This is a genomic window from Bacillus sp. 1021 (assembly GCF_014534735.1).
Lineage (GTDB): Bacteria > Bacillota > Bacilli > Bacillales > Bacillaceae > Bacillus > Bacillus siamensis.
This window is the reverse complement of sequence record NZ_JACVSR010000004.1, coordinates 309,919-333,267: the sequence shown is the minus strand read 5'-3', so window position 1 is coordinate 333,267 and position 23,349 is coordinate 309,919. Positions and strand designations below refer to the sequence as shown.

The window sequence follows — 23,349 nt, the reverse complement described above, 5'->3', positions numbered from 1 at the left end:
CTGCAGATGTTTCCAAACGATCACTCAGGTATACTGTAGTGTTTGTTCCTCAAACAATGAATGTTTATGGTCTAAATAGACCGATCCCCATAGGGGAGCATGGAGAGAGTTTGGCCCGATAAAGAGCTGGGTATAATCTTCATACGCTTTTTGTATCCCGGCTGGCCATTGCTCATAAAGATTTAATCGAGATGGAGATCATTTTCTGACCTTCAATCATTTTACATAGGATGAGGAAAGATACTTATTATACATGGGGTATGACAGCTGGGACTTCAAAGGCAATAAAACGTTTTCTATACGCAGATTAAGAACATCAGGGAAGGGGAAGCTTTTAAAAATGAATGAACAAAACCTAAGGACTTTGAGAAAACTGGTTACCCCTTATGAAAAGTCCGATGCACAAAAAAGTATTTATCAAATCATTAACACATTGGTTTCATTTTTTCTGTTATGGTGTTTGGCCTATAAGAGCTTATCGATTTCTTATATCCTTACATTAGCGATTTCTGTCGTTGCAGCAGGTTTTTTAGTGAGAACCTTCATTATCTTTCATGATTGCTGCCACTATTCCTTTTTTAAGAACCGAAAGGCGAATCGAATCCTTGGAACAATTACAGGAATTCTGACTCTGCATCCGTTTGATCATTGGGCACACGATCATTCTGTCCATCATGCGACAAGCAGCAACCTGGACAAACGCGGTACGGGCGATATTTGGGTACTGACCGTTGAGGAATATAAGGAAGCCTCAACTAAGACAAAAATAATGTACCGTTTGTACAGAAATCCGTTTGTTATGTTTATTATCGGACCGATTTACGTCTTCGGGATAACCAATCGTTTTAATCGTAAAGAGGCAAAACGCAAAGAACGGATGAATACATATGTAACGAACCTGGGGATCGTCGCTTTGGCAGCACTTTTATGTTGGGCTATCGGCTGGAAAAACTTTCTGCTGGTCCAGACGCCAATTTTTATGATATCGGGATCCCTCGGAATTTGGATGTTTTATATTCAGCATACGTTTGAGGATTCATATTTCGAAGAAGATGAGCAGTGGGAATATGTAAAAGCAGCAGTTGAAGGAAGCTCTTTTTATAAGCTTCCAAAAGTCATGCAATGGTTAACAGGCAATATCGGTTTCCATCATGTTCATCATTTAAGCCCAAGAGTCCCAAACTATAAGCTTGAAATCGCACATAACAACACTGAACCATTGCAAAACGTTCCGACCATCACACTGGCAACAAGTCTTAAGTCGTTAAAGTTCCGCCTATGGGATGAAGAAGGCAAAAAATTTGTTGGTTTTAACCACTTAAAAAAAACTTCTAAAAGCCAAGTATCAGCTCGGCTAAGAACGGATTAAAAACACTCCCATAATCGATGATAATGGGCAATGTATCTTGCAGAATAAAAGTGCAGACTCGCGCAAAGATTTTGTGCAGAGATCAGCACTTTTTTAATGCCAAATGCACTTACAACAAAAAATACCAAGAGTGTCAAAACCCTTGGTATCATTGAGATGACGGCTGAGAGCCTTTGTTTCTGCTCAATAACTTATTCAGCTTCTCCAACAACTGTAAAGCGTTCATTTATATGTTTTGGATTTTCGATTTCATCCAATACTGCAATTGCATAGTCTGCATAGCTGATATAACTTTCGCCTTTCGAATTCACAAGAAGATGATCTTTTCCTGACTGATAAAATCCAGTTCTTTTCCCGTCTGGGTCAAATACCGCTGAAGGACTGATAAATGTCCAGTTAATATCAGAAGTTTCCTTTAGTTCTTGCAAGTTACGGCCTTGCCCTTTAGCTGTTGGAATAAAAATCTCAGGGAAATCAGGTGTATCCATTACACTGACAGTTTTATTTTCATCTACATAAAGACTCCCTGCTCCACCTACAATTACAGCTCTTGTACCTGTTCCTTTTAATGCCCTAATTAATGCCCGGCCAGCATCTACATGTGCCTGTTCTTCTCCTAATGGAGCACCGAAGGCATTAACTGCTACATCTAACTTTTTTAGATCATCCGATGTAAGATCAATTATATTTCTTTCAATGATTGAAATCTTATCCTCTTTAAGTTTTGCAGCATCTCTTACAATTGCAGTTACTTCATGTCCCCTGCTTACCGCTTCTTTCAAGATAAGACTTCCAGCTTTTCCGGTTGCACCAATGATTCCAATTTTCAATTTCCATTCCTCCTAATAATTCAACATTTTTAAATGTAACCACATTGATTACATGTAATCATTTTAGTTACATCATGTTTATTTGTCAATACGTTTATCATCTTGTTAATTGAGCATATTAGAGTAAAATAAACTTGTAATACATTCAGTTACAAGTGTACTATAAAGAGTGTAAAGTAATTAGGATGGTGAAGAAATCATGTCTATTAGCAGCCGTTTTGCTGTAGGAATTCATATATTGGCTCTTGTTGAAATAAATGAAGACGGAATTAGCACTTCTGAATTTTTAGCTGGGAGTGTAAATACAAATCCCGCCTTAATAAGAAAAATTATGGGGATGCTGAAAAAAGCAGGTTTAGTAAATGTACGGCCAGGTATTGCAGGAGCCGAATTAGCGAAGGATTTAACTGATATCACCTTACTTGATGTTTATAGAGCAGTTAATGTTGTTCAAGATAAAGAATTGTTTAGTATACATGAAAATCCCAATCCTCAATGTCCTGTAGGCCGGAACATTCAAAGTACAATTGGTCCAATATTTGAAATCGCCCAATCTGCCTTGGAAAAAGCTCTTAGGCATATCACAATTGAGGATGTGGTAAAGGATATTATTGAAAAAGAAAAATTGACCAATAATTGTTAAATAACTCCCTGGAAAATCTTTTATCAGAGTGAAAACAAAAAGGGACTGGATCATATTGAATCCAGCCCCGTATTGATATTGATTTTTCGATTGAAAAAATGGCTTTTTCAAGTAGTAAGCTTGCGAGAACTTTCTTCTGGTTGATAAAACGCAAGCTGAATATACTTCCCGTCATCATATACACGAATTATGGCGTTATCTCTCTTGTACTCATCTGAATCCTCGCATTACTTTTCTGACTTTCTTCTCCTGCTTCATCACTTCATTAATCATTATCATATTTACTACCGCCGCACGCAGTCAGCAGAAGGATGAAGGTGACTGACAAATCATACGACTTACTATAAGTAACTGGGCAGTAACAGATAAATTTTCTAAAAACAAAAATACCAAGGGTATCAAACCCTTGGTATCATTGATGCGGCCGAGAGGACTTGAACTTCCACTGGTTATTCACCCGCTAGGCCCACCATTTATAACTATTGCTCAGTTGTCAGCATGTTAAGTAAATTACGAATTTCCTTGTTATAACTTTTAATTTCTTCTTCATTACAACCGGTTTTATCAAATACTGCATTAGGTATCAATGTGACTTTTTCTTTAAACTCATTCCCTTCAGTTGTTAACGTTATAATTACACTTCGTTCATCCTCTTTTGAACGCTCTCTTATAATAAGACCTCGCTCCTCAAGTCGTTTTAAAACTGGAGTTAATGTTCCGGAGTCTAGATATAATTCTTCGCCTAAACCTTTAACAGATATTTTTTCCTTCTCCCATAAAACAAGAAGAACCAAATACTGCGGATAAGTAATTCCTAATTCTTTTAAGAGAGGATGGTATAACTTTATCATTTCACGGGAAGCTGCATAAATCGCAAAACATAGATGATTACGTAACAGTAATTTATCATCATTCTTCATGTTAAATCCCTCACAATATTTATATTCATTGTTACACATAATAGCACAAGAATTACATTAAGTAAAATTGAATGACTAACAATTTAATTAATCACTGTTCTTTATTTTAGTCTAATCAATAATTTAGAGGATTTTAATTGTGATTTTCAATTGAGAACAATTTAATTTCTAAAAATTTAATTGACAACGCTAATTATATTGATTAAAATTCAATTGTGTTAAACTTAATTTAGAGGAGTGTTTGATGATGACAGTATATTTTACAGCAGAAGCTACAACAAAAGGCGGAAGAGAAGGTCATGTAAAATCTAATGATCTTATTATTGATTTGGATTTAGCTATGCCAAAACCAAATCAAGTATCCACGGCTACAAATCCAGAACAATTATTTGCAGCAGGCTATTCAGCTTGTTATGACAGTGCTCTTCATTTAGCCGCCCAAAGAAAAAGATTAAAAATCGAATCAGCTGTTACTGGTAAAGTAAGTTTATTAAAAGATGAAAGTGATAATGGTTATAAACTTGGAGTTGTTTTGGAGGTGGAAATTCAAGGGGTATCTCAAGAGCAAGCGGAAGAATTAACACATGCAGCTCATCAAGTATGTCCATATTCTAAAGCTACTCGCGGAAATATTGATGTACAAATCATTACAACAGCAATGTAAGACGAAAGATGCCAAGATCAATAGGTAATGGAATAAAAAAAAGAATGATTAAAACATATATAAGGAGAGAGATTTATGCTAAAGAGAGTACAATTGGAAAAAGAAGCACAAGAATTTGCAGAAGCAACCGCGAACCCACCCTATCTATTCGACCTTGGACCTGAGAAAGGACGAGAAGCTGTAGATGAGGTTCAATCTGACCCAATTGATAAACTGCCAGTTGATATTGAAGACATTATGATTTCAGGAGGGCCGAGCGGACAGGTATCAGTAAGAATAATGCGCCCACAGAATGCGCCTGCGCACCTTCCTGTCATCGTGTACATTCATGGAGCCGGCTGGGTATTCGGTAATGAGCATACACATGATCGGCTCATCCGTGAGCTAGCAGTCGGAGCACAAGCAGCTATTGTCTTTCCAAATTACACCTTATCTCCAGAAGCAAAATATCCGACAGCCATTGAAGAAATCTATGCAGTAGTGAAGTGGGCATCTGAAAATGGCCGTGAGAACGGCATGATTCCCGAGAGTCTAACAATTGCAGGTGATAGTGTTGGAGGCAATATGACTGCTGCTGTCACGCTAATGGCCAAAGCACGAGGTGACTTGAATATCCGGCAACAATTACTTTTCTATCCGGTAACAGACGCTTCTTTCGATACAGAATCCTATCATCAGTTTGCTGAAGGATACTTTTTACGCAAGGACGCGATGATGTGGTTTTGGGATCAGTACACAACCAATTCGAATGAGCGTGCTGAAATTACAGCATCACCTCTACGTGCAACTACTGAGCAGCTTCAAGGGCTTCCGCCTGCATTGATTATCACAGCTGAAGCTGATGTACTTCGTGACGAGGGAGAAGCATATGCCAATAAACTTCGTGAAGCCGGTGTTCCGGTCACTGCCGTACGTTTCCAAGGTATCATTCACGATTTCGTGATGCTCAACGCCTTAGCTAAAACTGAAGCTGCGCGCGGAGCAATTGATCTTGCCACAGCCTGGTTGCGTAAAGGGTTTTAATTCATCTATTGTTTCGTCACATAGAGACTGCTGCAAATAAATAAAAAAACAAACAGATCCACTCAAATAATTGAGTGGATCGTATATTTATTCATACAATGATTATATAAAAACAGCACGTGATTATGGTACCGGTGAGATCTTTCATATGGTTGAAGTACACACTCTCAGTGTTATTGAAGAGAACCCAGGAATTACAGTTACTGAGGCAGCGTTGAAGCGGAACCGAACAAGGGGTGCTGTATCACAGATTATCTCTAGTCTGGAAAAACGCGATTTGATTATAAGAAAAAAAGAAGGCGGAAACGCCAAGAATGTACGTGTGTATGCAACCGAGCTGCTGGATAGACCTCTTGACATGTATATGACCATCTTAATAAACAAAAAGAGATGGCTGACAAATTAGATGACTTCCTATAAGTTAGTGGACACTTTTGGTCACAAAACACATAAAAAAATACCAAGGGCGTCTAAACCTTGATATCATTGATGCGGCCGAGAGGGCTTGAACCTCCACGGGTTATTCACCCGCTGAGCCCTCAACCTAGTAAAAACATGTCGTCATTTACAAAAGCCTCTATTCAAAGCATCTGTTTATTTTATTGACAGCTATTTTCATCATTTTTCATGAATTCTGAGCATAAATTGGGCACCTGTTAGAGACCAAGGAACTCTACATTTCATCAAGAAATATGTACTCATTGCCCTGCTGTAATTAATTTTAAGCCCTCGCTCTATGCTCCCCTGCATTCAGTATTCGATGTAAAACTTTGAAATTAAGTTTATTAAAATCTATCACAAACCCTTATTTTCACAACACATAATTTATTTCAGCTTCCCTCGCGAATACCGGATCAATGCTCAGCTTTAAGATAGCCAACCAATTTCTCCGCACTGTTCTTAACATCTTCTTTTGAAAGGTCAAGTGTCCCATATTGTGTAAAGGCAGGAAGAAAACGCATTCCTATATAGTTAGCAGTGACTTGAAACGGTCTGATAAGCTCGCTGATCGTGATATTATATTCTCCGCCTGCTTGATAATCAGATTCCGGTGCGCCTAAGGAGATAGCTAAGAGTAGTTCTTTTCCATGCAATTTAGTTCCTCCAGTTCCATAAGCCCAGCCATGTGTTAACACATCATCTTCCCATTGTTTGAGTAACGCGGGACTGCTGTACCAATACATTGGGAACTGAAAAACGATACGCTCATGATCTAACAGGAGCTGCTGCTCTTTTTCTACATCAATGATAAAATTAGGGTATTCACCGTACAGGTCATGAACCGTAATGTCATTCTCTTGCTTTAAACGATTCATCCAGGTTTTGTTGACAGCGGACGTTTCCAAATTAGGGTGTATAACGATAACTAATGTTTTCATTTGACTGATTATCCTTTCTTCGCCGATTAGTTATTATTGCTTTTGCGATAATGAATTGATTCTAATTTTAAAATAGCAACTTTATTACACCTATTTTATCCTTTTTCAAAAATTCAGGGCAACTAATTGGGCACCGATTACATTTATAGCCCAAAAAAGGCTTAACCTTTTAAAAAAGATTAAGCCTTTTTAGGACCCTCATGCCCCTACCCTATCTGCAGCAACTTTGATCTCAGTATTATGTTCACTTTGAAAATAAGTTATTGAAAATACACTACTTAAAATCAACACTGCCAGAAGAATCCGGCTGATTTTCATCAATAATCTCCCCTTTTTTTATTTTGCGTCTTGCTTCAATACTCATACGATAATATTCATTAGAGAGCATTAAATTTCCTTTTTGTATTAATGCAGGAAGGAGGGCTCGGCCAATTACTCCAGTCCCCCCAGCAACAATGATCTTCATCCTATTTCTTATTTACCTGCTAATCTTGAAGCAGCTTCTTCAACTTCTTTATTTGCTTTTTGTAATACACCCTCCGGATTTAGTACATCAGTTCCTTGCACTCGGATAGTTTGATAATCCTCAATACCTAAGAAATTGAACATTGATTTCAGGTATTTATGAGAGTATTCAACTTCTGTATACCAATCATTATTTGTATAGATTCCTCCACTTGCTTGGATGACAAGCATTCTTCGTCCGTCTTTAAGCAGACCCACTGAGCCAGTTTCAGTATATTTAAATGTTTCACGTGCGATCATGATATTGTCCATATAGTCTTTTAATTTTGATGGAATATTGAAATTATGCAAAGGTATAACGATGACATATGTTTTTGCGCTTTTGAATTGTTCCAATACTTCTGTCATGCGTTCTGTTACTTTTTGTTCCTCGCTTGTCAGTTCTTCGCCCTTGCCTGCCTTTTCCCATGCGCTTAAAACTGTTTTATCAATCATAGGCACTTCATCACTATATAAGTTAATTTGCTCAAGCTCTTCACTCTCTGGAATTAATTCTTTGTAAGCCTCTAAAAAGTGGTTCATTACCCCTAAACTGTATGACGATGTATCATCTACTTTTGGATGTGCGTTAATGATAAGTGTTTTGCTCATTTGAAACTCTCCTTTTAATTTATATTAAAGACTAAGTTAATCGACGATTGATTCAGTCACTAATATAAACCCTGTATTTTTTTTTGTCAAACGGAACAAATAATATACCTAAAGAGGGTTTTATGATTGACTATCACCAAAAATACTCCTAAGATACAATGTGATAACCCTTAAAATCAAAAGCAGGTGAGTTTATATGCAGTATAGTGTTGGGGTTGAATATGCTTTACATTGCCTGGTTTATTTAATAGATGTTCCCTCCAAGGAAAGTGTCGGGATTCGGGACCTTGCAGAGTTCCAAGGACTTTCAGAAACATTTCTTTCAAAAGTTTTCGGTAAATTATCTAAAGCTGGTATTGTAAATTCTGTCCCTGGTGTAAAGGGAGGATATAGGTTAGCAAAAACCCCAGAAGATATTTCCTTTTGGGATGTAATAGAGGCTGTTGAAGGACCAAAACCCATTTTTCAATGTAAAAATATTGTAAGCAATGGTCTGCTTTATCGAGACAAATGCAACTCCTGTGAATCCAGCAATTCCTCTTGTACAATTAACTTGGTAATGCTTGAAGCAGAAGAACACATGCGTAAGTATCTTCGTAATAAAACGCTCGCATGGTTAAATAAAGAATTGGACGCAGTATTGCCTAAAAAAACCAGGATAGATACTCGGGAATACTTCATAAAAAAAAGCTCTGACTAAATTAATTAGTTAGAGCTTTTTTGTGCTTAAAGATGCCTTTAAATTACAAGTCATATTATGTTTTTTCGTTTCTCTTGCATAAGAAAGCGCACATGTTTTACTTATATTAAAGACTGCATTAATCGTCGGTTTATATAGTCTCTTATAAACAAGAATAACTGCTGTATTGAGTGGTGCTATGTTGATTATTTTCGCTCTAGGTTTAACAGTAGGAACAGGTTTTAAGACTTCTCTTGACTATTCTGTATTCTCTGCATCTGCAGGTGCATTCATATTAATTTATTTTTAAAAAATACCCGATAGTATAGATGCTTTACTGATGAAAAAAACTGTAGAGGCTAAATCATTTTCACTAGAGTCAGACAAATAGCCCCAAACCTCTAAAAAATAGGGAAAGAAATTTTAAGCATAAAAAAGGAGCAGACATATAAATCTACTCTTCCAACTTCGTTTCCTTCCCTTTAACTTCTTCATAACCAGGTGTTTTCTTATACAGACCAAGTCGGTCGCCATCCCCGGCATATGTGCCATTTCCTCAAAAGAATCTATGAAAGCTTGTTTTCATTACACTTTCTAACATCACCCTACATCATTTCTATAGGTTTGAATGAATTATGGTTAATAATTGGTGAGCAAAAAACACCCTTACTTCCCCACTTCTCCAAATCTCATTACGTTCAATTCATTACCTCTTCTTCAACATTTTTTTCGAACTTCACATCCTATCCATGGTAATATTTAGATATAAACTTGCTGAAAGGATTGGACAATGAAGGTATTTGAAGCAAGGTCTTTGTTATCTGAAGCTGAAAACCGAGCAAAAGATTATAAAGAATTGAAAAATCAAATGATTAATTTGAAAAAAGCATTTAAGGCTGTTGCTGATCTTGATGATAGTGAGTTCTCTGGGAAGGGAGCAAACAATATTAAAGCATTTTTTCACGATCACACCGGTGTGGCTGATCAATGGATTGATTTCATTGATATGAAAATCGCTTTCCTTACTAGTATCTCCGGTATTCTGGAAGATGCCAGCCTATCAGATGCATATATCGAAGAATCCTTCTTAGAACACGAATTGGCAAACGCATATAGAAAATCACAAGCAATGATGTCCGAGCAGAAGAAAGCAATGAAAGATATCCTGATTGATATTGATGACATTCTTCCACTTGATTTATTTTCAACAGAGACTTTTAAGGATGAGCTCTCTTCCGCCGAAAACAAACGGAAAAAGACTATTGATAAAATAGACGATGTGGACGAACACTTAAAAACTGAATATGCAATGACTGAACCTAACGAACAATTTATTAAAGCAGACTTTCAAAAGTTACAGGAATCAACAGGTAAGGGCAAAAACGCTTCACCCATACATTATAATGCCAAGGCTTATCGCGAGAGTGACATACATAAGAAAAAAGGCGATATCGAAAAGCAATCTAAAGCTTATTTAAAGATCAAAAAAGAAGAAGCTAAAAAACGTGAAATTAAAGATTTGAAAAAACAGCTTGTAAATGTAACAGATCCTGACGAGTATTTAAAAATTGCTGAAAAAATTGGATACGAGAATTTGGAGCCTGACCAAAAAGTTTATTTCCGCCAGCTCGAAGAACTTCAACAAAAAGCCGATATCGGAAAAGGTATTGCAGTTGGAATGTATGAAGCCGGTAAAGATACCGTGATGGGTCTCTATCAACTTGCAATGCACCCTATTGAAACGCTTTCTGGAACGGTGAACGCCTTCTTACATCCAATCGATACTTATAAGATCATAGCAAAAGACATAGAAGACACTTTCCAACGTGATATGATTAATGGAGATAGCTACAGCAGGGCAAAATGGGTGTCCTATGTCGGCAGCACTGTTGTTCTTGCAATAGCTGGTCCGAAGGGTATTGATAAAGTATCCAAAGTTGCAAAAGCCGGTTCAAAAGTTGCTGCAATTAAGACGCTCGAAGTTTCAAAAGCAGGAATAAAAAAAGGTATTGAATACGTTAAAATACCAAATGTTTTTGAACAACAATATGCAATGGCTGGCGGTTCAGGAACTTTTCCTTTCAACACAATTGATGGACAGAGTTATAAAAACTCTGCACTTGAAGTTTTTAAGAACCAGTCTGCTACACATGGTATAAAAAAAGCAAAGCCGCATGAAGTTGTAAACGAATTAGAGACTTTTCAAAGCAGAAAATACATTTTTGGAGGACAGTCATTTCTCATTGATAAACGTGGAATGAAGCATATTTTAGAGCGCCATCATCCTAGTTTATGGGATGGTTCAGTTAAGTCTCGTCAATCTTTTCTCAATAAAGAGATGACTGTTAGCGATGTTGCAGATGCGATAGAATCAATCATGAAACAAAACCGTGAAGAGTTAGTACAAAAAGGAACAAAATTCAGTTATCAAATTAGAGGAACGTATAAGGGTCTGCAATATGTTGTAGGCTTTCAAAAAGGAAGAGTAGGTCAATTCTATCCGGAAAAATAGGAGAGGTAAAATGTTTTATATACAATCATTAATTTTCAAGCCAAATAAGAAGATAAAGAATCTTTCAGTCTTAAAAAATAATGTTGACGATTACTTTGTCCCACTTAACAATATAGGGGAACTTAAGAACATGAAATCACAGTTAGACCCAAACTATTTATCAGGAGCGATTATTTTAAAATATGGTGAACAAGAATTGCTTGATGTCACGATGTGGGACCTGATTGACCAATTATGGGCTTATTTTTTAAATCTAATTGAAGAAGCTATTGAAACAGGAAAAAGCGAAACTTATTTTCCAGATCAACCCCTTCTATTGAAAATGAAATCAATATCGAATGATATGTTGTTATTTGAAATTGACCAAAAACAAAAAGTATTACTGCCGAAACTTGATTTTTTCGAATCACTCTTAAAGAATGCGAGAAGTTTCTTTGAAACTATGAATTTTGTTTTAGAGGAAAACTGTGATTATGAATATGAACTTAATAAGGTCGATAAATTGCAAGCAAAAATTAGAAATGTGCAAGACTTAATGTAAAATAGTTAAAAAACCTGCTCATAGAGTAGGTTTTTTATTTCTCACCGTAATCACTTTACTTAAAAACACCCTGTGTTTAACTGTAAACAAGAAGAGGAACTATAACATATCTCTAAATTACTTTGTCATAATCTCTTTTAATTTATGGGCTATAAAGTTCTCAAAGGAATCATAAAGTGCTCTTTCACACTGTCTTTTATTTAAGTGTTTTATTCCTCCAATATTATTTATATTGAATTCGAACTCGATATTTTTTTCACTCTTTTTTTTCAGCAACTTTGGAAAACCATAATTGATTTTACACTTTAATGTGTGAGAATTATATATTAATTTATAACTTGCTTCTATTTCTTCTAATATTATTAACCTATTGTACGATTCATCTGTTAATAAATCAGAAGAGTGCAAAGATTTTCCATCAAGTACAATTTTGTTAACCTGATCTGTAAGCAACTTTATTTCATCAGGAAATTCTTCTACACTAGTGTCTGGACCAAATTCTATATTTGTTACTTCTATAAACTCCAGATCACCAAAGTTCCCCAGTAAACCCAATAAGAATTTATTACGATGTTCCGTTTTAAACATATTAGAAGTAATTTTCTTAGGTTCTTCTTTTTCTTCTATAAACTTCTCTTTTTTAAAGTTTTCAACTATCTTTCTCATAAATGTTTCATTACATTCTTTAGTTTCAGTCGATGTATGCTCCATTGTAATTTGAACTTCATTATTGTCATTTTTGAAGAGTTTTATTAATCCTTTATGATTAGTAAAGTGATCAGTCCAATTTTTGGTTAAATCATGTCTTTCTATCTCATATTGAAGAATAACTTCATTTTTATTTTCAATTGTAAAACTTGGAGCTCCTAATATCTCAAAGTTTTTTTCTTCATTCTCTATTATAGAATTAAAATTTATTTCTTCAGAGTTAACAAAAGCACCTATAAAGTCTGCTTCGTCATTCCATTTTAAAGATTGAGAACGCCTTTTTATACTATCTTCTTTTGTTTTTTGTTTCTCTTTTAACTTCTCAAATTCATAAGGCGCTAATAAACAAGTAGTTAAAATGGGTATTGTGTTCTCGTCGGTAGGATCTGAAATAAAAACGCCTCTATCAGCAAGAAGACTTTTAAGATCCGAATTGCTGAGATTAGAAGATAGTAATAATGGTTTTAAACTATCCCCATAAGGTAACAGATAACTCAAATGGAGTGCTTTTTCATTTTCCATCATCAATCCTCCAATTTTCTGAAGTCTCCAAAAGAGAACTTTCGCACTTCTATTTTGTTAGCATATTTTTGATCCTCGAAACTATGTAAAACTTCACTAATTGAGTGCTCATGGGTTAACTTATGATAGTCGGGAAAACAGAAAATGATTTTATTTCCCCATCCAACTGTCAAAGAATAAGACATTCCTACAAATCTTTTAAAATGATCTCGATCAAACCCAGTAATTGAAAAAAGAACCAGAATTTCCTCCGAATCACTTTTTTGTTCTTTTATTAATTTAATTGGTATAACGCTGCTATTTACAAATTGCAAAGGAAGAATCTCACCGCTTGATCTTACTGTAGTAATATCTTGATTTAATTGGTATGAAGTTTTAGGATAAAAGAATTCATGTTGATAATCAGAATAACCACTTTTTAAAAAATCAAAAATTCCTAAAATAAAGTTCGCTCGTTTATTGTCAACTAAGTAGACAGTTCCATAATTATTATCAAAAGTTTCTGTAGATCGGAAATCAGTAATCCTTTCAATTATATCTGTTTCTTGATCCTCATTATATGCTAACCATAATATTACTCCGCTAAATTTTTTTTGCTTAATTGACTTTGTTTTTTTTAAGTTTGCTATATTATTATATTTCAAACACTCTTTCGCACCAGAAATATCAATTATAAAATCCTTAAATTCTGCAGTAGGATTTTTTTTAGGGTATTCTTTACGATACTTCATAGATACAGGTATACAATCAAGTCTATGGTTTATTAAAGGAGACTCATAACTTGCAAAAAAATCTAAACCGTGCGTCCTACGCTTTGATTGGTTGATTCTGTGTTCTGCAGAGTGTAAACATTTGATATCATATCCCTCTAATAAATTATTCCAACCTAACTTTTCGAGAAATTTTTTTGCAACAGTCTCTCCAGCTTCCCCAGTACTCTTACTTTTTTCCCCCATTATATAACCTCGCTCTTATAATTCTTGATTAAAGTAAACTTTATAATAAGACATTCGTTTTTCATCATCAAAGCCCTTTTCAATTAAGTTATTTTCTTGATGTTCATTAGGGTTAATCTTAATTTTAATTTCAATTCTGTTGTCAAGTTTTATTATCTCATTTAACTTTTTTCTTTCCTTTTTTATCGGCGTTGATTCTATTAAAAACTCTCTAGGTAAGGTTTCCTTTTCAATAAAATCCTCAAATGTTTTAACCTCTTGTTTATCTCCCTTAAAAACATTTGAAGTAAATGTGTTCAAATCAAATTCACTATTCTCCTCAAAGTACTCTAATGTTTTACTTAAAAATTCAACTTTTTTTAACTTCTGTGGAACTGTTTTCTCTTTAACATATGAGTCAGAATAATTTTTACAAATATTTAAATACTTCTGAGTATGATAACGGTTATCAACATAATCTGTGACACTTAAAAAATTCTCTGTCCAATATTTTGCCTCATCGGCTTTCTTACTTGAAGTGTCTATAGTGTAAATCTTGTATCCATTTTCTTTGTCAATATTAAGAATTATGGCACCTTTATCTAATTTTTTTGCATTAATGCCTTTATCAAAATTCAGAGTAACATTATCAGATTCAGTATTAACCTGTAAAAAAGTATCTTTATTTTCGGATTTAAATATACCTATTGCATCTACTTCTTTTCCCGTAATAAAACATGATGTTAGGTAACCGATGTATAACTCTCCACCCTTTACATTTGGATGATTAGATTTGTTATATAAATGCTTTAATATGTTAATAGATTGTTCATTAAATTTCTGTAAATCTTCAAAAATAACTTTACAATACGCATAAACTTCATTAAGGTCTAAATCTGTTGTATGGTCAAATCTAAAGGCTCGATCATAAGTAAAAGAAGATAAGAAATAATTCATTAATGTTTCATTTGCATTTATGCCTTCTCTTTCGCTTAAGTTCGGAGAAGATTTTGATGCAAAATATCCTTCTTGTTTCAACTTATTACCAACTTTGTGAACAATCAATTTGTTGAGCGTAGCGCTTGTATAATCAATCATATTAAGCCCCCTTCACAAGGAAATTTTATCACTTTATTCCTTTATTTTAAATGTTTTTCAAAAATTTGTTTTTGAAATTTGCATTTAACGCTCGAAAAAAAAAACAGTTCTTTGGCACCGCGAAGAGAATAAATGTGATAACATTTAGATAAAAAATTCCTATTAGGAGGATTATATGGAGGAAGATGTCAAGGTACCAAAAGTTTTTATATCTTACAGTTGGTCTTCTGATGCTCATAAACAGTGGGTACTTGAATTAGCTAAAAGATTAGTAGCTGAAGCTGGAGTTGAAGTCATTTTAGACAGATGGCACTTAAAAATTGGACATGATAGATATAAATTTATGGAAGAGAGTATAAGACAAGCTGACAAGGTAATAGTAATTTGCGATAAAACTTACTGTGAAAAAGCAAACAATAGAGTTGGAGGAGTAGGATCAGAAACCATCATACTTACACCCGAGATTTATGAAGACACTAAACAAGATAAATTCATTCCTATTGCAATGGAATCATCAGTCGATAACCAGTTGCTCTTACCTGATTTTATAAAGTCAAGATTGGTTTTACCGATTTTAGACAAAGGAGATTTTGAAAAACAGTATGAAGATTTAATACATCTTATTTGGGATGAGCCAAGGCTAACTCCCCCAAAAAGAGGAAGTAAGCCAGACTTCAAAAGTAGTAGCGAGAGAAATGATGATTATGATATTGTCTTTGATAAAAGTAATAGCGAGAGAATAATTTGGTTACTCCCAAGGGGATTTTTATTATTGAAAGACATAACATATCAAACACATGACTCTTGGGCAATAACTGTACATTATTTCAATTACAATGGAGAGTGGCAACACAGTACACATTATCACGATTCATACTATAGAGACTGGGATAGAAATATGGAAATTCAGTTTAGTAAACTTTCAATCCCTAAAGCTGATTGGCTATGGTGTCGAGCGCCTTTAAACTTAGTTAGGGATCTAAGAGATGCAACTACAATTATTGATATAGCTAAAGTTATTCAAAAAGAACAACAATGTGATTATCCCGTTTATTATTATGGTCCACAAGAACCTATCCATTTACCTAAAGTTCCTTCTGATTACCATTTTTATTATAAGAATGGTAAGCTTAGAGATATTTTAGAGTATTTAAATAATAAACAACTAAAAAATGAAACCGACTTAAATGAACTACATTCAAATGCGTTAACAATAAGGCAACGCACCTACATTGAATGTCTTAAGTTCTTAGGCGAAAAAAATCCCTTATTTCATTTTGTCAAAGAAGTCCTTGATGAATATGATAAATCTTTTTCAATTGATGATTTAATTATATGGTTCGATAGAATTGAAAACATACTTTCTAGTACATTAAGTCACGCTTATGATGATTGGAATCTTAAAAATTAAGTTAGAAATGAAAAAGAGCAAATTTTTAATATATGCTCTTTTTCTATGTTCGCTTAACAACAACTTTATCTTATGCGATTTTTATCTCAATTGATTTGCTTATGCCCATGTAAATGAGTGAAGGCAAAAATACGCCTCAATACCACGCTAATTAATATGAGTGTTGCACAGCTTCATCTATTAGCTCGATATCCACTAAAATTTCCATGTCCATAAAATGAAAATATCGATCTATTATAATCACCTGTTAAGCACCTACTCTGTCATCAGCAACATGAAAAGGAGCTTTGATAACAGGGACATCATTTGTTAAAACCACTCCTCCTATGCTACCCAATAAAATGACTGTAAACAAAGTCCGGCTGATCTTCATTAATAATCTCCCCTTTTTTTATTTTTCGTCTTGCTTCAATACTCAGTCGATAATATTCATTGGAACGTGATAAATCCCCTTCTTCATAAAAATAATCCGCTACTCTGATTGCAAAATTTTCAATGTCTCCGAACATTCTTTTTTCATTCAGATGCGAAAAGGCTTCTTCAATTAAAGAATATTCATCATCACTAAAATAAAGTCCTTCTATAATCTTGAACTTTGCATCATATTCTAAATCCCCGTATTTCTTTGCGACAGATTGCCCCTTTTTTAAATAAGGTAAGGCTTCAACCAGAGCTTTCTGTTTTGTTTTAACGTTTACTATATTGAACAATGTTTTTGTCACAAATATATGTTCAGTCTTTTCAAAAAACTCTAATGAAGTTTGTAAATATTCAGTGGCTTTATCATATTCACCTATGTAATCATAACAAATACCAATATTCATTTTAGACATGCCAATCAAGTAATCTGCACCAATCGATTCAGCTATACGCAATGTGTCTCTAAACACATCTAATGCTCTTTCATAATCCAAAGAGTCAATTAAATTACCCGCAATTATATTTTGACATCTTATGGTTTGAACTGCATACGCATCGTACTGTTTGAAAATTTTAAGCGCCCGATTGGCATAATTTAAAGAGAAATAAGTCTGCTTCATGTAGTAATACACATGGGAGACTTTGAAAAAGAACTCCGCCCTTTCAATTTCGTCTTCCACCTCAAATAACTTTTTCTCCGCGATTCGATAAGCACTTATTGCTGTAGTAAGCTCTTTTCTTCTAAATTCATACATTCCCATAAAGAAATAGAAATAATACTCCAACATGCCGGTTAATTGGCCTTGGGATTCAATTTCCCTTAGCGTCTCATATGCAGTTTCTAAGCTATCCATATTCTTTGATTTCATATAGCTCAACATGATTTCATGTCTGAATTCTAGCAGCTGATAATATAATAGAGCATCGTGATTTTCAACTATATCAGCTAGTTCAGCTTCAGCTTCCACTTTAATTCTTTCTGCTTCATCAACCAAATCACTCTTTATCGCCATGTACCAAGCATTTAGTTTTTTTGTCACCAAATCATATGGAATTTTGCTTCTCTTTAAAAAACCCTGCTGCAAGAAAGCTCCCCCATCTTCACTAAATTGTTGTAATATTTAGATTAATCGTATTATGGCAGATCGAACATTTCTTGACAGATTTTAAACATAAAAAAAGAGCAGACTTCTATGTCTGCTCCAAATCCTTACCAATCCAATCCGCCAATATCAGCATAGACACCAGGATAATTAGGAAGAAAACGCAAGTTTGCTCCTTTAAATGTCATGCTATTCCCATATAACTTAATCCTCTTATTCTCACCCGTAAAATGACCCTTAACATATTTGGTTCCCCATACCATATCTCCCATTATCCCCTTTCTACAACAGCATATTTGATACCTGTATTGTTATGTATTTTTATAACTTTAAACTCATAATGTACTGCTCACCGATTATGCCCATTTTTCTAATTCCTGTATCTTGAAACCCAACTTTTAGATACAGTTTTTGAGCAGCTATATTTTTATGATTAACAGCTAAAACAATTTCATTACAGTCGGGGAATTCATCAGCAACGAATTTCCTTAGTAATAACAAAGCTTGCTTAGCGTAGCCTTTTCCTTGTTTGACTTGATTAATTGATAATGCTGTTAGCAACATAGCATGCGGATTATCCGAATAGTCCTTCACTTCGTCAGTTGCGTGTAATAAAAAAAACCCAACTGGTTCTCTATCATTAAGTATAACAATCCGATACTGTCCTTCTGTTACTTCTTTATAATTGCCCGGTAACGAAGTAAATTGAACTTGCACTTTAGGAAGTTCAAAAGAATCCAAAATATCACTATATTCTTCCGAAAAGTATACTAACTCAGTTTTATTCATTTGTCATTCCCCCTTAATTTCATAATACAATAAGAACTTACGTTTTGTGAATTGAAGTAAATATGAAGATAATTCTTTCACTAAACTGCCCGTTAGTTGATAAAAGAAATAACCTTAAACAGTAAACTTTGATAATCTAAGTGTATTATACGTTTCTATATTTGGAATTAAATTCTCTTTTATTATCATATCGTTCACCGTAACTTCATTTCTCTGATGATGGATGCTTTCTAATACTTGAAATCACGCCCACGCAAGGTAATTGTTCAGATATTTGGTCGCCACACCGTTAAAACGCAGACATAAAGTCTACTCATTCAAAGTGTTTTATACTACTGATTATTTAACAGGAATGCGTTTAGGTGAGATTTTAGCTCTCAAATGGAAAGACTTAGACAATTTTAGAAGAGAAATCAATGTATACAAAGCAATAACGTACATCAACCAAGAATACATTATTACTCCACCAAAAACCAAAAACTCAATTCGCAGAATAAGTATCAATTCAAAACTTATAGCACTGCTAGATCAGTGGAAGCAAAAACAAAAAGAAATTTTTGATGGATTAGGAATTAAACAAACAGAGGAATCCTATATGTTTCAGTACAAAGATAGACCGCCTACAAAGGATATTTTCAGCAGAAAGATAAAACAGATATGTAAAAGAGGAAATATTGAACCTATTCGTTTTCATGATTTGAGACACTCACACGTCGCTTTGCTTATCAACCAAGGCGAAGATTATCTAGTGATAAAAGAACGACTGGGACATGGTTCAGTTGCCTTTACAATGAACACCTATGGACATCTTTTTCCTAATAAGCAGAAGGAAACTGCCGACCGTTTGGACGAATTACTTTAAGTAACTGGTGAGTTTTGGTGAGCAAGTCCTTTTTCAAGGCCGTATTTTCAGCATAAAAAAATGATACCAAAGGCGGTTAAACCCTTGGTATCATTGAGATGCGGCCGAGAGGACTTGAACCTCCACGGGTTATTCACCCACTAGGCCCTCAACCTAGCGCGTCTGCCATTCCGCCACGACCGCGTGTTATGAAGCTGTTTTTCCACTAAGCATGTAAGCTAGTGATCAGCACTTTGAAAATAAAGTGCGGGTGAAGGGACTCGAACCCCCACGTCGTAAGACACTAGATCCTAAGTCTAGCGCGTCTGCCAATTCCGCCACACCCGCGTGACAAGTGGTGAGCCATGAAGGACTCGAACCTTCGACCCTCTGATTAAAAGTCAGATGCTCTACCAACTGAGCTAATGGCTCGCTCTAAAAGTGATTCAAAATTTTAAAATAAAATGGCTGGGCTAGCTGGATTCGAACCAACGCATGACGGAGTCAAAGTCCGTTGCCTTACCGCTTGGCTATAGCCCAACGAAGGTAAATGGTGACCCGTACGGGATTCGAACCCGTGTTACCGCCGTGAAAGGGCGGTGTCTTAACCGCTTGACCAACGGGCCGTCTGGTTGAGAACTTATCTGGCGGAGAAGGAGGGATTTGAACCCTCGCGCCGCTTACGCGACCTACACCCTTAGCAGGGGCGCCTCTTCAGCCACTTGAGTACTTCTCCATATGGCTCCACAGGCAGGATTCGAACCTGCGACCGATCGGTTAACAGCCGATAGCTCTACCACTGAGCTACTGTGGAATAATCAGACTTTCTTCATTATAAATGATGCGACATATTGTGTCAATAAGCAACATTTATTTTTTTTAAGAAAGTGTCGTTGTCTCTCAACGACTTTTATAATTTAACATAGAACATTAAAATGAGTCAAGTCTTTTTAAAAAATTCTTTTGATTTTTCCCCTGCACTTTCCGCAGGCATATCTTTCCGGATTCATTGCCCGCTTCTTTATATACTGTTGGCCGCAGGCCGTGCATCTATACATATATGTTTTCTTTTGTGTCTTTTTTGTTTGGAGCGGCGTGCAGAATCTCGGCGCTCCGACTTTCTGAAGCAGGTCTCTGAAGTCTTTGTCTCTGTGCTTGTACCCTTTTCCTTCAAGGTGAAGGTGATAATGGCAAAGCTCGTGTTTGATGATGCCTATCAGCTCGCTCCGGCCGTGTTCGAGCAGATATTTGCGGTTTAATTCGATGTTATGGGAAGACAGCATGTACCGGCCGCCTGTCGTTTTCAGCCGGTCATTGAAAAAGGCCCGGTGACGGAACGGCTTCCCGAAATCCTGTGCAGAGATGTCTTCCGTCAGCTTTTGAAGTTGTTCGTTATCCATATGTGCACCCCGCTTAAAAACATCGAACGGGACAATTTACCGTTCGCATACAATATGTTAAAACCGCCCTCTAACTAAAAGCTGAGGAGGAATGAGCCATGCCGAATTGGCTGATGAAACAAATGCAAAAAGCGTTTTTAGAAAAGGACAATTATCAAATCAAACTGCTGAACCAGTGCTGGTATTTCTACAGAAAAAAACACTGCTCGTAAGCAGTGCTTTTATTTTACCATAGACAGCGACACTCTGCCCTTTTGCACGTCCACCCCTTCGACCCATACGGTGACAATGTCTCCGACCGATACGATGTCGAGAGGATGTTTGACGAACTGATTGCTCAGTTTTGAGATATGCACAAGCCCGTCTTGCTTGACGCCGATATCGACGAAAGCGCCGAAATCCACAACGTTGCGGACGGTGCCCTGCAATTCCATTCCTTCCTTTAAATCCTCAAGCTGCAGAACGTCTTTTTTCAGCAAAGGCTTCGGCACTTCGTCACGGGGATCGCGTTCCGGCCTTGTCAGCTGTCCGCAAATATCTGCAAGCGTAATTTCCCCTATACCGAGCTCCTCAGCCGTCTCAGACAGCGGCAGTGCGCTGATTTTCTCTTTTACGTCCGCGCTTCCGATCTGATCTGCAGTGAGCTGCAGTTTTTTGAGCAGCGCCTTTGTCTCTTTATAGCTTTCCGGGTGTATCCCGGTGCGGTCAAGCGGCTCCTGGCCTCCGGGCACTCTCAAGAAGCCGATGCATTGTTCATATGTTTTTGCGCCGAGGCGCGGGATTCCTTTCAGCTCTTTACGATTTGTAAATTTGCCGAGTTCTTCCCTTTTTTTGACGATATTGCCGGCGACGGTTTTGGATAATCCGGCTACATATTGAAGCAGCGCGGCGGATGCTGTGTTGACATTTACCCCGACTTGGTTGACGACGGTTTCTACGACAAAACGGAGAGATTCGTTTAATTGCTTTTGGCTGACATCATGCTGGTATTGCCCGACACCGACGGATTTAGGATCAATTTTTACAAGCTCGGCCAGCGGGTCCTGCAATCTCCGCGCGATGGAGACGGCGCTGCGCTCTTCGACTTGAAAATCTGGAAATTCCTCACGGGCGATTTCTGACGCGGAATACACGCTTGCTCCGGCCTCATTGACGATGACGTAATAAATGTCCCGCTCTGTTTCTTTTAACACATTAACGACGAATTGCTCTGTCTCCCGTGATGCCGTGCCGTTCCCGATCGCTACAACCTCGACTTCGTACCGGTCCAGCAATTCTTTGATTTTTTTCCGGGCTTCCGCTGTCTTTTTGACGGGAGCGTGCGGATAAATGACGTCGATTTTCAGCACTTTTCCCGTCTCGTTAACGACTGCCAGTTTGCAACCCGTACGGAAAGCCGGATCGACGCCGAGCACGACCTTTCCCTTCATCGGCGGCTGCAGCAGGAGCTTACGCAGGTTTTCAGCGAAAATATGGATCGCCTGCGCGTCTGCTTTTTCTGACAGCTCTTTGCGGATGTCACGCTCAATAGCCGGCTGGATCAGGCGTTTGTAACTGTCCTCAATGACTTCTTTCAGCGTTTCTTTCACAGGCGTTTCACGGTGTTTGATGATTTGCTTTTCTAAATAAGCTTTTATCTGATCGGCGGGCGGTTCGATCGCAATCTTTAAAATGCCTTCTTTTTCACCGCGGTTCATCGCGAGCACTCTGTGAGGAACGACCTTTTGAATCGGCTCTTCGTACTCATAGTACATTTCATAGACGTTTTTCTCGTCGTCTGCGGCTGACTTGCCTGCCGCGGATGTGAGAATTCCTTTTTTATACGTTTCCTGGCGGATCCACTTTCTGAAATGAGGATCATCCGAGATTTGTTCGGCTATGATGTGCTTCGCGCCTTCAATGGCTTCTTCCCTTGTGGCGACTTCCTTTTCTGCATTGATATATTGATCAGCCGTTTCGTGTAGACGGTTTTCTTTCGGGAGTGAAAGAATATAGTCCGCAAGCGGTTCAAGCCCTTTGCTTTTGGCGACGGTCGCTTTTGTTTTCCGTTTTTGTTTGAAGGGACGGTATAAATCCTCGACTTCCTGAAGCTTGGCCGCTTGTTCGATTTTTTGCTTCAGTCCGTCCGTCAGCTTGTCCTGTTCGGCGATCAATCTGATGACTTCTTCTTTCCGCTGCGTCAGGTTTTGTATGTACTGCCACCGCTCGGAGATTGCCTGAATCTGCACCTCATCCATTGAGCCGGTCTGCTCTTTTCGGTACCGCGCAATAAACGGAACGGTATTGCCGTCTTCAAGCAGGCGGATGACACTTTCGACATGTTTTTGGGATAACGCTGTTTCTTCAGCAATTTGTTTTTTCAAAAGGGCTAATGTTTCCATCTCACCAAAGCCTCCATCTCTTCATTCTTTCTCTAGTGTATCAAAAAACGGCGGAACATAAAAAA

The 23,349-nt window shown here is 36.7% G+C and carries 24 protein-coding genes, 7 tRNA genes and 4 pseudogenes; 11 read left to right on the top strand and 24 right to left on the bottom strand.

All coding sequences use genetic code 11. The features are described 5' to 3' along the window. Positions 1 to 24: 24 nt before the first annotated feature. Positions 25 to 156, bottom strand: a complete 132-nt coding sequence (locus ICW23_RS19290; protein WP_080752466.1) for a molecular chaperone TorD family protein — start codon at positions 154 to 156, stop codon at positions 25 to 27. Positions 157 to 340: 184 nt separating this feature from the next. On the opposite strand from ICW23_RS19290, the gene desA reads away from it, so the two are divergent. Then, positions 341 to 1,369, top strand: coding sequence for a Delta(5) desaturase DesA (gene desA, locus ICW23_RS16165; RefSeq protein ID WP_188154787.1), 1,029 nt, complete (start codon positions 341 to 343; stop codon positions 1,367 to 1,369). 191 nt (positions 1,370 to 1,560) lie between these two features. Here desA and ICW23_RS16160 read toward each other — a convergent pair whose 3' ends face one another. Then, entirely contained in the window at positions 1,561 to 2,199 is a 639-nt protein-coding gene (locus tag ICW23_RS16160) for an NAD(P)-dependent oxidoreductase (RefSeq protein WP_016937145.1), read from the bottom strand. Between the two features lie 199 nt (positions 2,200 to 2,398). Between ICW23_RS16160 and ICW23_RS16155 the strand changes: the two genes are divergently transcribed. Continuing rightward, a complete protein-coding gene (locus tag ICW23_RS16155; RefSeq protein ID WP_095242165.1) occupies positions 2,399 to 2,842 on the top strand; it encodes an Rrf2 family transcriptional regulator in 444 nt (147 codons plus the stop codon). Between the two features lie 107 nt (positions 2,843 to 2,949). Here ICW23_RS16155 and ICW23_RS19125 read toward each other — a convergent pair whose 3' ends face one another. Then, complete coding sequence (locus ICW23_RS19125) at positions 2,950 to 3,030, bottom strand: hypothetical protein (protein ID WP_235714282.1); 81 nt, start codon at positions 3,028 to 3,030, stop codon at positions 2,950 to 2,952. Between the two features lie 291 nt (positions 3,031 to 3,321). Then, positions 3,322 to 3,762, bottom strand: coding sequence for a MarR family winged helix-turn-helix transcriptional regulator (locus ICW23_RS16145; protein ID WP_045925211.1), 441 nt, complete (start codon positions 3,760 to 3,762; stop codon positions 3,322 to 3,324). A 244-nt stretch (positions 3,763 to 4,006) separates the two neighbouring features. Between ICW23_RS16145 and ICW23_RS16140 the strand changes: the two genes are divergently transcribed. From ICW23_RS16140 to ICW23_RS16130, 3 genes are all read left to right on the top strand, one after another. Continuing rightward, positions 4,007 to 4,426: an organic hydroperoxide resistance protein gene (locus tag ICW23_RS16140; RefSeq protein ID WP_029575264.1), complete on the top strand. Its 420-nt coding sequence runs from the start codon at positions 4,007 to 4,009 to the stop codon at positions 4,424 to 4,426. A gap of 75 nt (positions 4,427 to 4,501) precedes the next feature. Then, positions 4,502 to 5,449, top strand: a complete 948-nt coding sequence (locus tag ICW23_RS16135; RefSeq protein WP_188154786.1) for an alpha/beta hydrolase — start codon at positions 4,502 to 4,504, stop codon at positions 5,447 to 5,449. 148 nt (positions 5,450 to 5,597) lie between these two features. After that, positions 5,598 to 5,855, top strand: coding sequence for a MarR family transcriptional regulator (locus ICW23_RS16130; protein WP_016937150.1), 258 nt, complete (start codon positions 5,598 to 5,600; stop codon positions 5,853 to 5,855). A 448-nt stretch (positions 5,856 to 6,303) separates the two neighbouring features. Here ICW23_RS16130 and ICW23_RS16125 read toward each other — a convergent pair whose 3' ends face one another. The 4 genes and pseudogenes from ICW23_RS16125 to ICW23_RS16110 all read right to left on the bottom strand — a co-directional run bounded on the left by ICW23_RS16125 (position 6,304) and on the right by ICW23_RS16110 (position 7,944). Then, complete coding sequence (locus tag ICW23_RS16125) at positions 6,304 to 6,828, bottom strand: NAD(P)H-dependent oxidoreductase (protein WP_188154785.1); 525 nt, start codon at positions 6,826 to 6,828, stop codon at positions 6,304 to 6,306. Between the two features lie 198 nt (positions 6,829 to 7,026). Next, positions 7,027 to 7,146: a phosphatase gene (locus tag ICW23_RS16120; protein WP_076982778.1), complete on the bottom strand. Its 120-nt coding sequence runs from the start codon at positions 7,144 to 7,146 to the stop codon at positions 7,027 to 7,029. Beyond that, positions 7,103 to 7,231: pseudogene (locus tag ICW23_RS16115) on the bottom strand (tetratricopeptide repeat protein); the annotation flags it as partial. The gene ICW23_RS16120 and the pseudogene ICW23_RS16115, both read right to left, overlap by 44 nt. A gap of 71 nt (positions 7,232 to 7,302) precedes the next feature. Further along, the gene (locus tag ICW23_RS16110; RefSeq protein ID WP_188154784.1) at positions 7,303 to 7,944 is read right to left on the bottom strand and encodes an FMN-dependent NADH-azoreductase; all 642 of its coding nucleotides are present in this window, start codon (positions 7,942 to 7,944) and stop codon (positions 7,303 to 7,305) included. Between the two features lie 196 nt (positions 7,945 to 8,140). Here ICW23_RS16110 and ICW23_RS16105 point away from each other — a divergent pair, with 196 nt between their 5' ends. Continuing rightward, the gene (locus ICW23_RS16105) at positions 8,141 to 8,644 is read left to right on the top strand and encodes an RrF2 family transcriptional regulator (protein WP_188154783.1); all 504 of its coding nucleotides are present in this window, start codon (positions 8,141 to 8,143) and stop codon (positions 8,642 to 8,644) included. A 433-nt stretch (positions 8,645 to 9,077) separates the two neighbouring features. Here the strand turns inward: ICW23_RS16105 and ICW23_RS19020 are convergent. Then, positions 9,078 to 9,175: pseudogene (locus ICW23_RS19020) on the bottom strand (cystatin-like fold lipoprotein); the annotation flags it as partial. Between the two features lie 238 nt (positions 9,176 to 9,413). Between ICW23_RS19020 and ICW23_RS16100 the strand changes: the two are divergent. Then, on the top strand, positions 9,414 to 11,135 hold the full coding sequence (locus ICW23_RS16100) for a ribonuclease YeeF family protein (RefSeq protein ID WP_188154782.1): 1,722 nt from the start codon (positions 9,414 to 9,416) through the stop codon (positions 11,133 to 11,135). A gap of 130 nt (positions 11,136 to 11,265) precedes the next feature. Beyond that, positions 11,266 to 11,676, top strand: coding sequence for a hypothetical protein (locus tag ICW23_RS16095; protein ID WP_223152403.1), 411 nt, complete (start codon positions 11,266 to 11,268; stop codon positions 11,674 to 11,676). A 117-nt stretch (positions 11,677 to 11,793) separates the two neighbouring features. On the opposite strand, the gene gapS4b is transcribed toward ICW23_RS16095, so the two are convergent. From gapS4b to ICW23_RS16080, 3 genes are read right to left on the bottom strand one after another with little or no spacing between them, the layout of a single operon-like run. Then, positions 11,794 to 12,906, bottom strand: coding sequence for a GapS4b family protein (gapS4b, locus tag ICW23_RS16090; protein WP_016937157.1), 1,113 nt, complete (start codon positions 12,904 to 12,906; stop codon positions 11,794 to 11,796). Between the two features lie 2 nt (positions 12,907 to 12,908). Beyond that, positions 12,909 to 13,862, bottom strand: coding sequence for a GapS4a family protein (gene gapS4a / locus ICW23_RS16085; RefSeq protein ID WP_016937158.1), 954 nt, complete (start codon positions 13,860 to 13,862; stop codon positions 12,909 to 12,911). Positions 13,863 to 13,877: 15 nt separating this feature from the next. Continuing rightward, positions 13,878 to 14,939 carry a nucleoid-associated protein gene (locus ICW23_RS16080; RefSeq protein ID WP_016937159.1) on the bottom strand — a complete coding sequence of 354 codons (1,062 nt, stop codon included), beginning with the start codon at positions 14,937 to 14,939 and terminating at the stop codon, positions 13,878 to 13,880. A gap of 175 nt (positions 14,940 to 15,114) precedes the next feature. Between ICW23_RS16080 and ICW23_RS16075 the strand changes: the two genes are divergently transcribed. After that, positions 15,115 to 16,350 (top strand): toll/interleukin-1 receptor domain-containing protein, encoded by a 1,236-nt coding sequence (locus tag ICW23_RS16075; RefSeq protein ID WP_016937160.1) that lies wholly within the window; start codon positions 15,115 to 15,117, stop codon positions 16,348 to 16,350. 329 nt (positions 16,351 to 16,679) lie between these two features. Here the strand turns inward: ICW23_RS16075 and ICW23_RS16070 are convergent, their stop codons facing one another. The 3 genes and pseudogenes from ICW23_RS16070 to ICW23_RS16060 form a co-directional block, all read right to left on the bottom strand. Beyond that, positions 16,680 to 17,855 carry a Rap family tetratricopeptide repeat protein gene (locus ICW23_RS16070; protein ID WP_016937161.1) on the bottom strand — a complete coding sequence of 392 codons (1,176 nt, stop codon included), beginning with the start codon at positions 17,853 to 17,855 and terminating at the stop codon, positions 16,680 to 16,682. 339 nt (positions 17,856 to 18,194) lie between these two features. Beyond that, entirely contained in the window at positions 18,195 to 18,662 is a 468-nt protein-coding gene (locus tag ICW23_RS16065; protein ID WP_016937163.1) for a GNAT family N-acetyltransferase, read from the bottom strand. 114 nt (positions 18,663 to 18,776) lie between these two features. Continuing rightward, positions 18,777 to 18,959, bottom strand: a pseudogene (locus ICW23_RS16060) (IS1595 family transposase); the annotation flags it as partial. 19 nt (positions 18,960 to 18,978) lie between these two features. On the opposite strand from ICW23_RS16060, the pseudogene ICW23_RS16055 reads away from it, so the two are divergent. Then, positions 18,979 to 19,524, top strand: a pseudogene (locus tag ICW23_RS16055) (site-specific integrase); the annotation flags it as partial. Positions 19,525 to 19,623: 99 nt separating this feature from the next. Here the strand turns inward: ICW23_RS16055 and ICW23_RS16050 are convergent. From ICW23_RS16050 to ICW23_RS16015, 8 genes are all read right to left on the bottom strand, one after another. Further along, positions 19,624 to 19,707: transfer RNA gene (locus ICW23_RS16050), tRNA-Leu, on the bottom strand. A gap of 62 nt (positions 19,708 to 19,769) precedes the next feature. Further along, positions 19,770 to 19,851, bottom strand: a tRNA-Leu gene (locus tag ICW23_RS16045). Positions 19,852 to 19,859: 8 nt separating this feature from the next. After that, positions 19,860 to 19,935 (bottom strand) — tRNA-Lys (locus tag ICW23_RS16040). Between the two features lie 33 nt (positions 19,936 to 19,968). Continuing rightward, positions 19,969 to 20,043, bottom strand: a tRNA-Gln gene (locus ICW23_RS16035). An 11-nt stretch (positions 20,044 to 20,054) separates the two neighbouring features. Beyond that, positions 20,055 to 20,129 (bottom strand) — tRNA-Glu (locus ICW23_RS16030). 19 nt (positions 20,130 to 20,148) lie between these two features. After that, positions 20,149 to 20,239 (bottom strand) — tRNA-Ser (locus ICW23_RS16025). A 3-nt stretch (positions 20,240 to 20,242) separates the two neighbouring features. Then, a tRNA-Asn gene (locus ICW23_RS16020) sits at positions 20,243 to 20,317 on the bottom strand. 136 nt (positions 20,318 to 20,453) lie between these two features. Continuing rightward, entirely contained in the window at positions 20,454 to 20,903 is a 450-nt protein-coding gene (locus ICW23_RS16015) for a SprT family protein (RefSeq protein ID WP_016937165.1), read from the bottom strand. 98 nt (positions 20,904 to 21,001) lie between these two features. Here ICW23_RS16015 and cmpA point away from each other — a divergent pair, with 98 nt between their 5' ends. Next, positions 21,002 to 21,115: a cortex morphogenetic protein CmpA gene (cmpA, locus tag ICW23_RS16010; protein WP_003156164.1), complete on the top strand. Its 114-nt coding sequence runs from the start codon at positions 21,002 to 21,004 to the stop codon at positions 21,113 to 21,115. 9 nt (positions 21,116 to 21,124) lie between these two features. On the opposite strand, the gene ICW23_RS16005 is transcribed toward cmpA, so the two are convergent. Next, positions 21,125 to 23,284, bottom strand: a complete 2,160-nt coding sequence (locus ICW23_RS16005; RefSeq protein ID WP_188154781.1) for a Tex family protein — start codon at positions 23,282 to 23,284, stop codon at positions 21,125 to 21,127. Positions 23,285 to 23,349 lie beyond the last annotated feature (65 nt).

What these genes read in the sequence shown, in the direction of transcription:
- desA (WP_188154787.1), top strand. Translation starts at nt 341, where the DNA reads ATGAATGAACAAAACCTAAGGACTTTGAGAAAACTGGTTACCCCTTAT.
- ICW23_RS16155 (WP_095242165.1), top strand. Translation starts at nt 2,399, where the DNA reads ATGTCTATTAGCAGCCGTTTTGCTGTAGGAATTCATATATTGGCTCTT.
- ICW23_RS16145 (WP_045925211.1), bottom strand. Translation starts at nt 3,762, where the DNA reads ATGAAGAATGATGATAAATTACTGTTACGTAATCATCTATGTTTTGCG.
- ICW23_RS16140 (WP_029575264.1), top strand. Translation starts at nt 4,007, where the DNA reads ATGATGACAGTATATTTTACAGCAGAAGCTACAACAAAAGGCGGAAGA.
- ICW23_RS16135 (WP_188154786.1), top strand. Translation starts at nt 4,502, where the DNA reads ATGCTAAAGAGAGTACAATTGGAAAAAGAAGCACAAGAATTTGCAGAA.
- ICW23_RS16130 (WP_016937150.1), top strand. Translation starts at nt 5,598, where the DNA reads ATGGTTGAAGTACACACTCTCAGTGTTATTGAAGAGAACCCAGGAATT.
- ICW23_RS16125 (WP_188154785.1), bottom strand. Translation starts at nt 6,828, where the DNA reads ATGAAAACATTAGTTATCGTTATACACCCTAATTTGGAAACGTCCGCT.
- ICW23_RS16120 (WP_076982778.1), bottom strand. Translation starts at nt 7,146, where the DNA reads ATGAAAATCAGCCGGATTCTTCTGGCAGTGTTGATTTTAAGTAGTGTA.
- ICW23_RS16110 (WP_188154784.1), bottom strand. Translation starts at nt 7,944, where the DNA reads ATGAGCAAAACACTTATCATTAACGCACATCCAAAAGTAGATGATACA.
- ICW23_RS16105 (WP_188154783.1), top strand. Translation starts at nt 8,141, where the DNA reads ATGCAGTATAGTGTTGGGGTTGAATATGCTTTACATTGCCTGGTTTAT.
- ICW23_RS16100 (WP_188154782.1), top strand. Translation starts at nt 9,414, where the DNA reads ATGAAGGTATTTGAAGCAAGGTCTTTGTTATCTGAAGCTGAAAACCGA.
- ICW23_RS16095 (WP_223152403.1), top strand. Translation starts at nt 11,266, where the DNA reads ATGAAATCACAGTTAGACCCAAACTATTTATCAGGAGCGATTATTTTA.
- gapS4b (WP_016937157.1), bottom strand. Translation starts at nt 12,906, where the DNA reads ATGGAAAATGAAAAAGCACTCCATTTGAGTTATCTGTTACCTTATGGG.
- gapS4a (WP_016937158.1), bottom strand. Translation starts at nt 13,862, where the DNA reads ATGGGGGAAAAAAGTAAGAGTACTGGGGAAGCTGGAGAGACTGTTGCA.
- ICW23_RS16080 (WP_016937159.1), bottom strand. Translation starts at nt 14,939, where the DNA reads ATGATTGATTATACAAGCGCTACGCTCAACAAATTGATTGTTCACAAA.
- ICW23_RS16075 (WP_016937160.1), top strand. Translation starts at nt 15,115, where the DNA reads ATGGAGGAAGATGTCAAGGTACCAAAAGTTTTTATATCTTACAGTTGG.
- ICW23_RS16065 (WP_016937163.1), bottom strand. Translation starts at nt 18,662, where the DNA reads ATGAATAAAACTGAGTTAGTATACTTTTCGGAAGAATATAGTGATATT.
- ICW23_RS16015 (WP_016937165.1), bottom strand. Translation starts at nt 20,903, where the DNA reads ATGGATAACGAACAACTTCAAAAGCTGACGGAAGACATCTCTGCACAG.
- cmpA (WP_003156164.1), top strand. Translation starts at nt 21,002, where the DNA reads ATGCCGAATTGGCTGATGAAACAAATGCAAAAAGCGTTTTTAGAAAAG.
- ICW23_RS16005 (WP_188154781.1), bottom strand. Translation starts at nt 23,284, where the DNA reads ATGGAAACATTAGCCCTTTTGAAAAAACAAATTGCTGAAGAAACAGCG.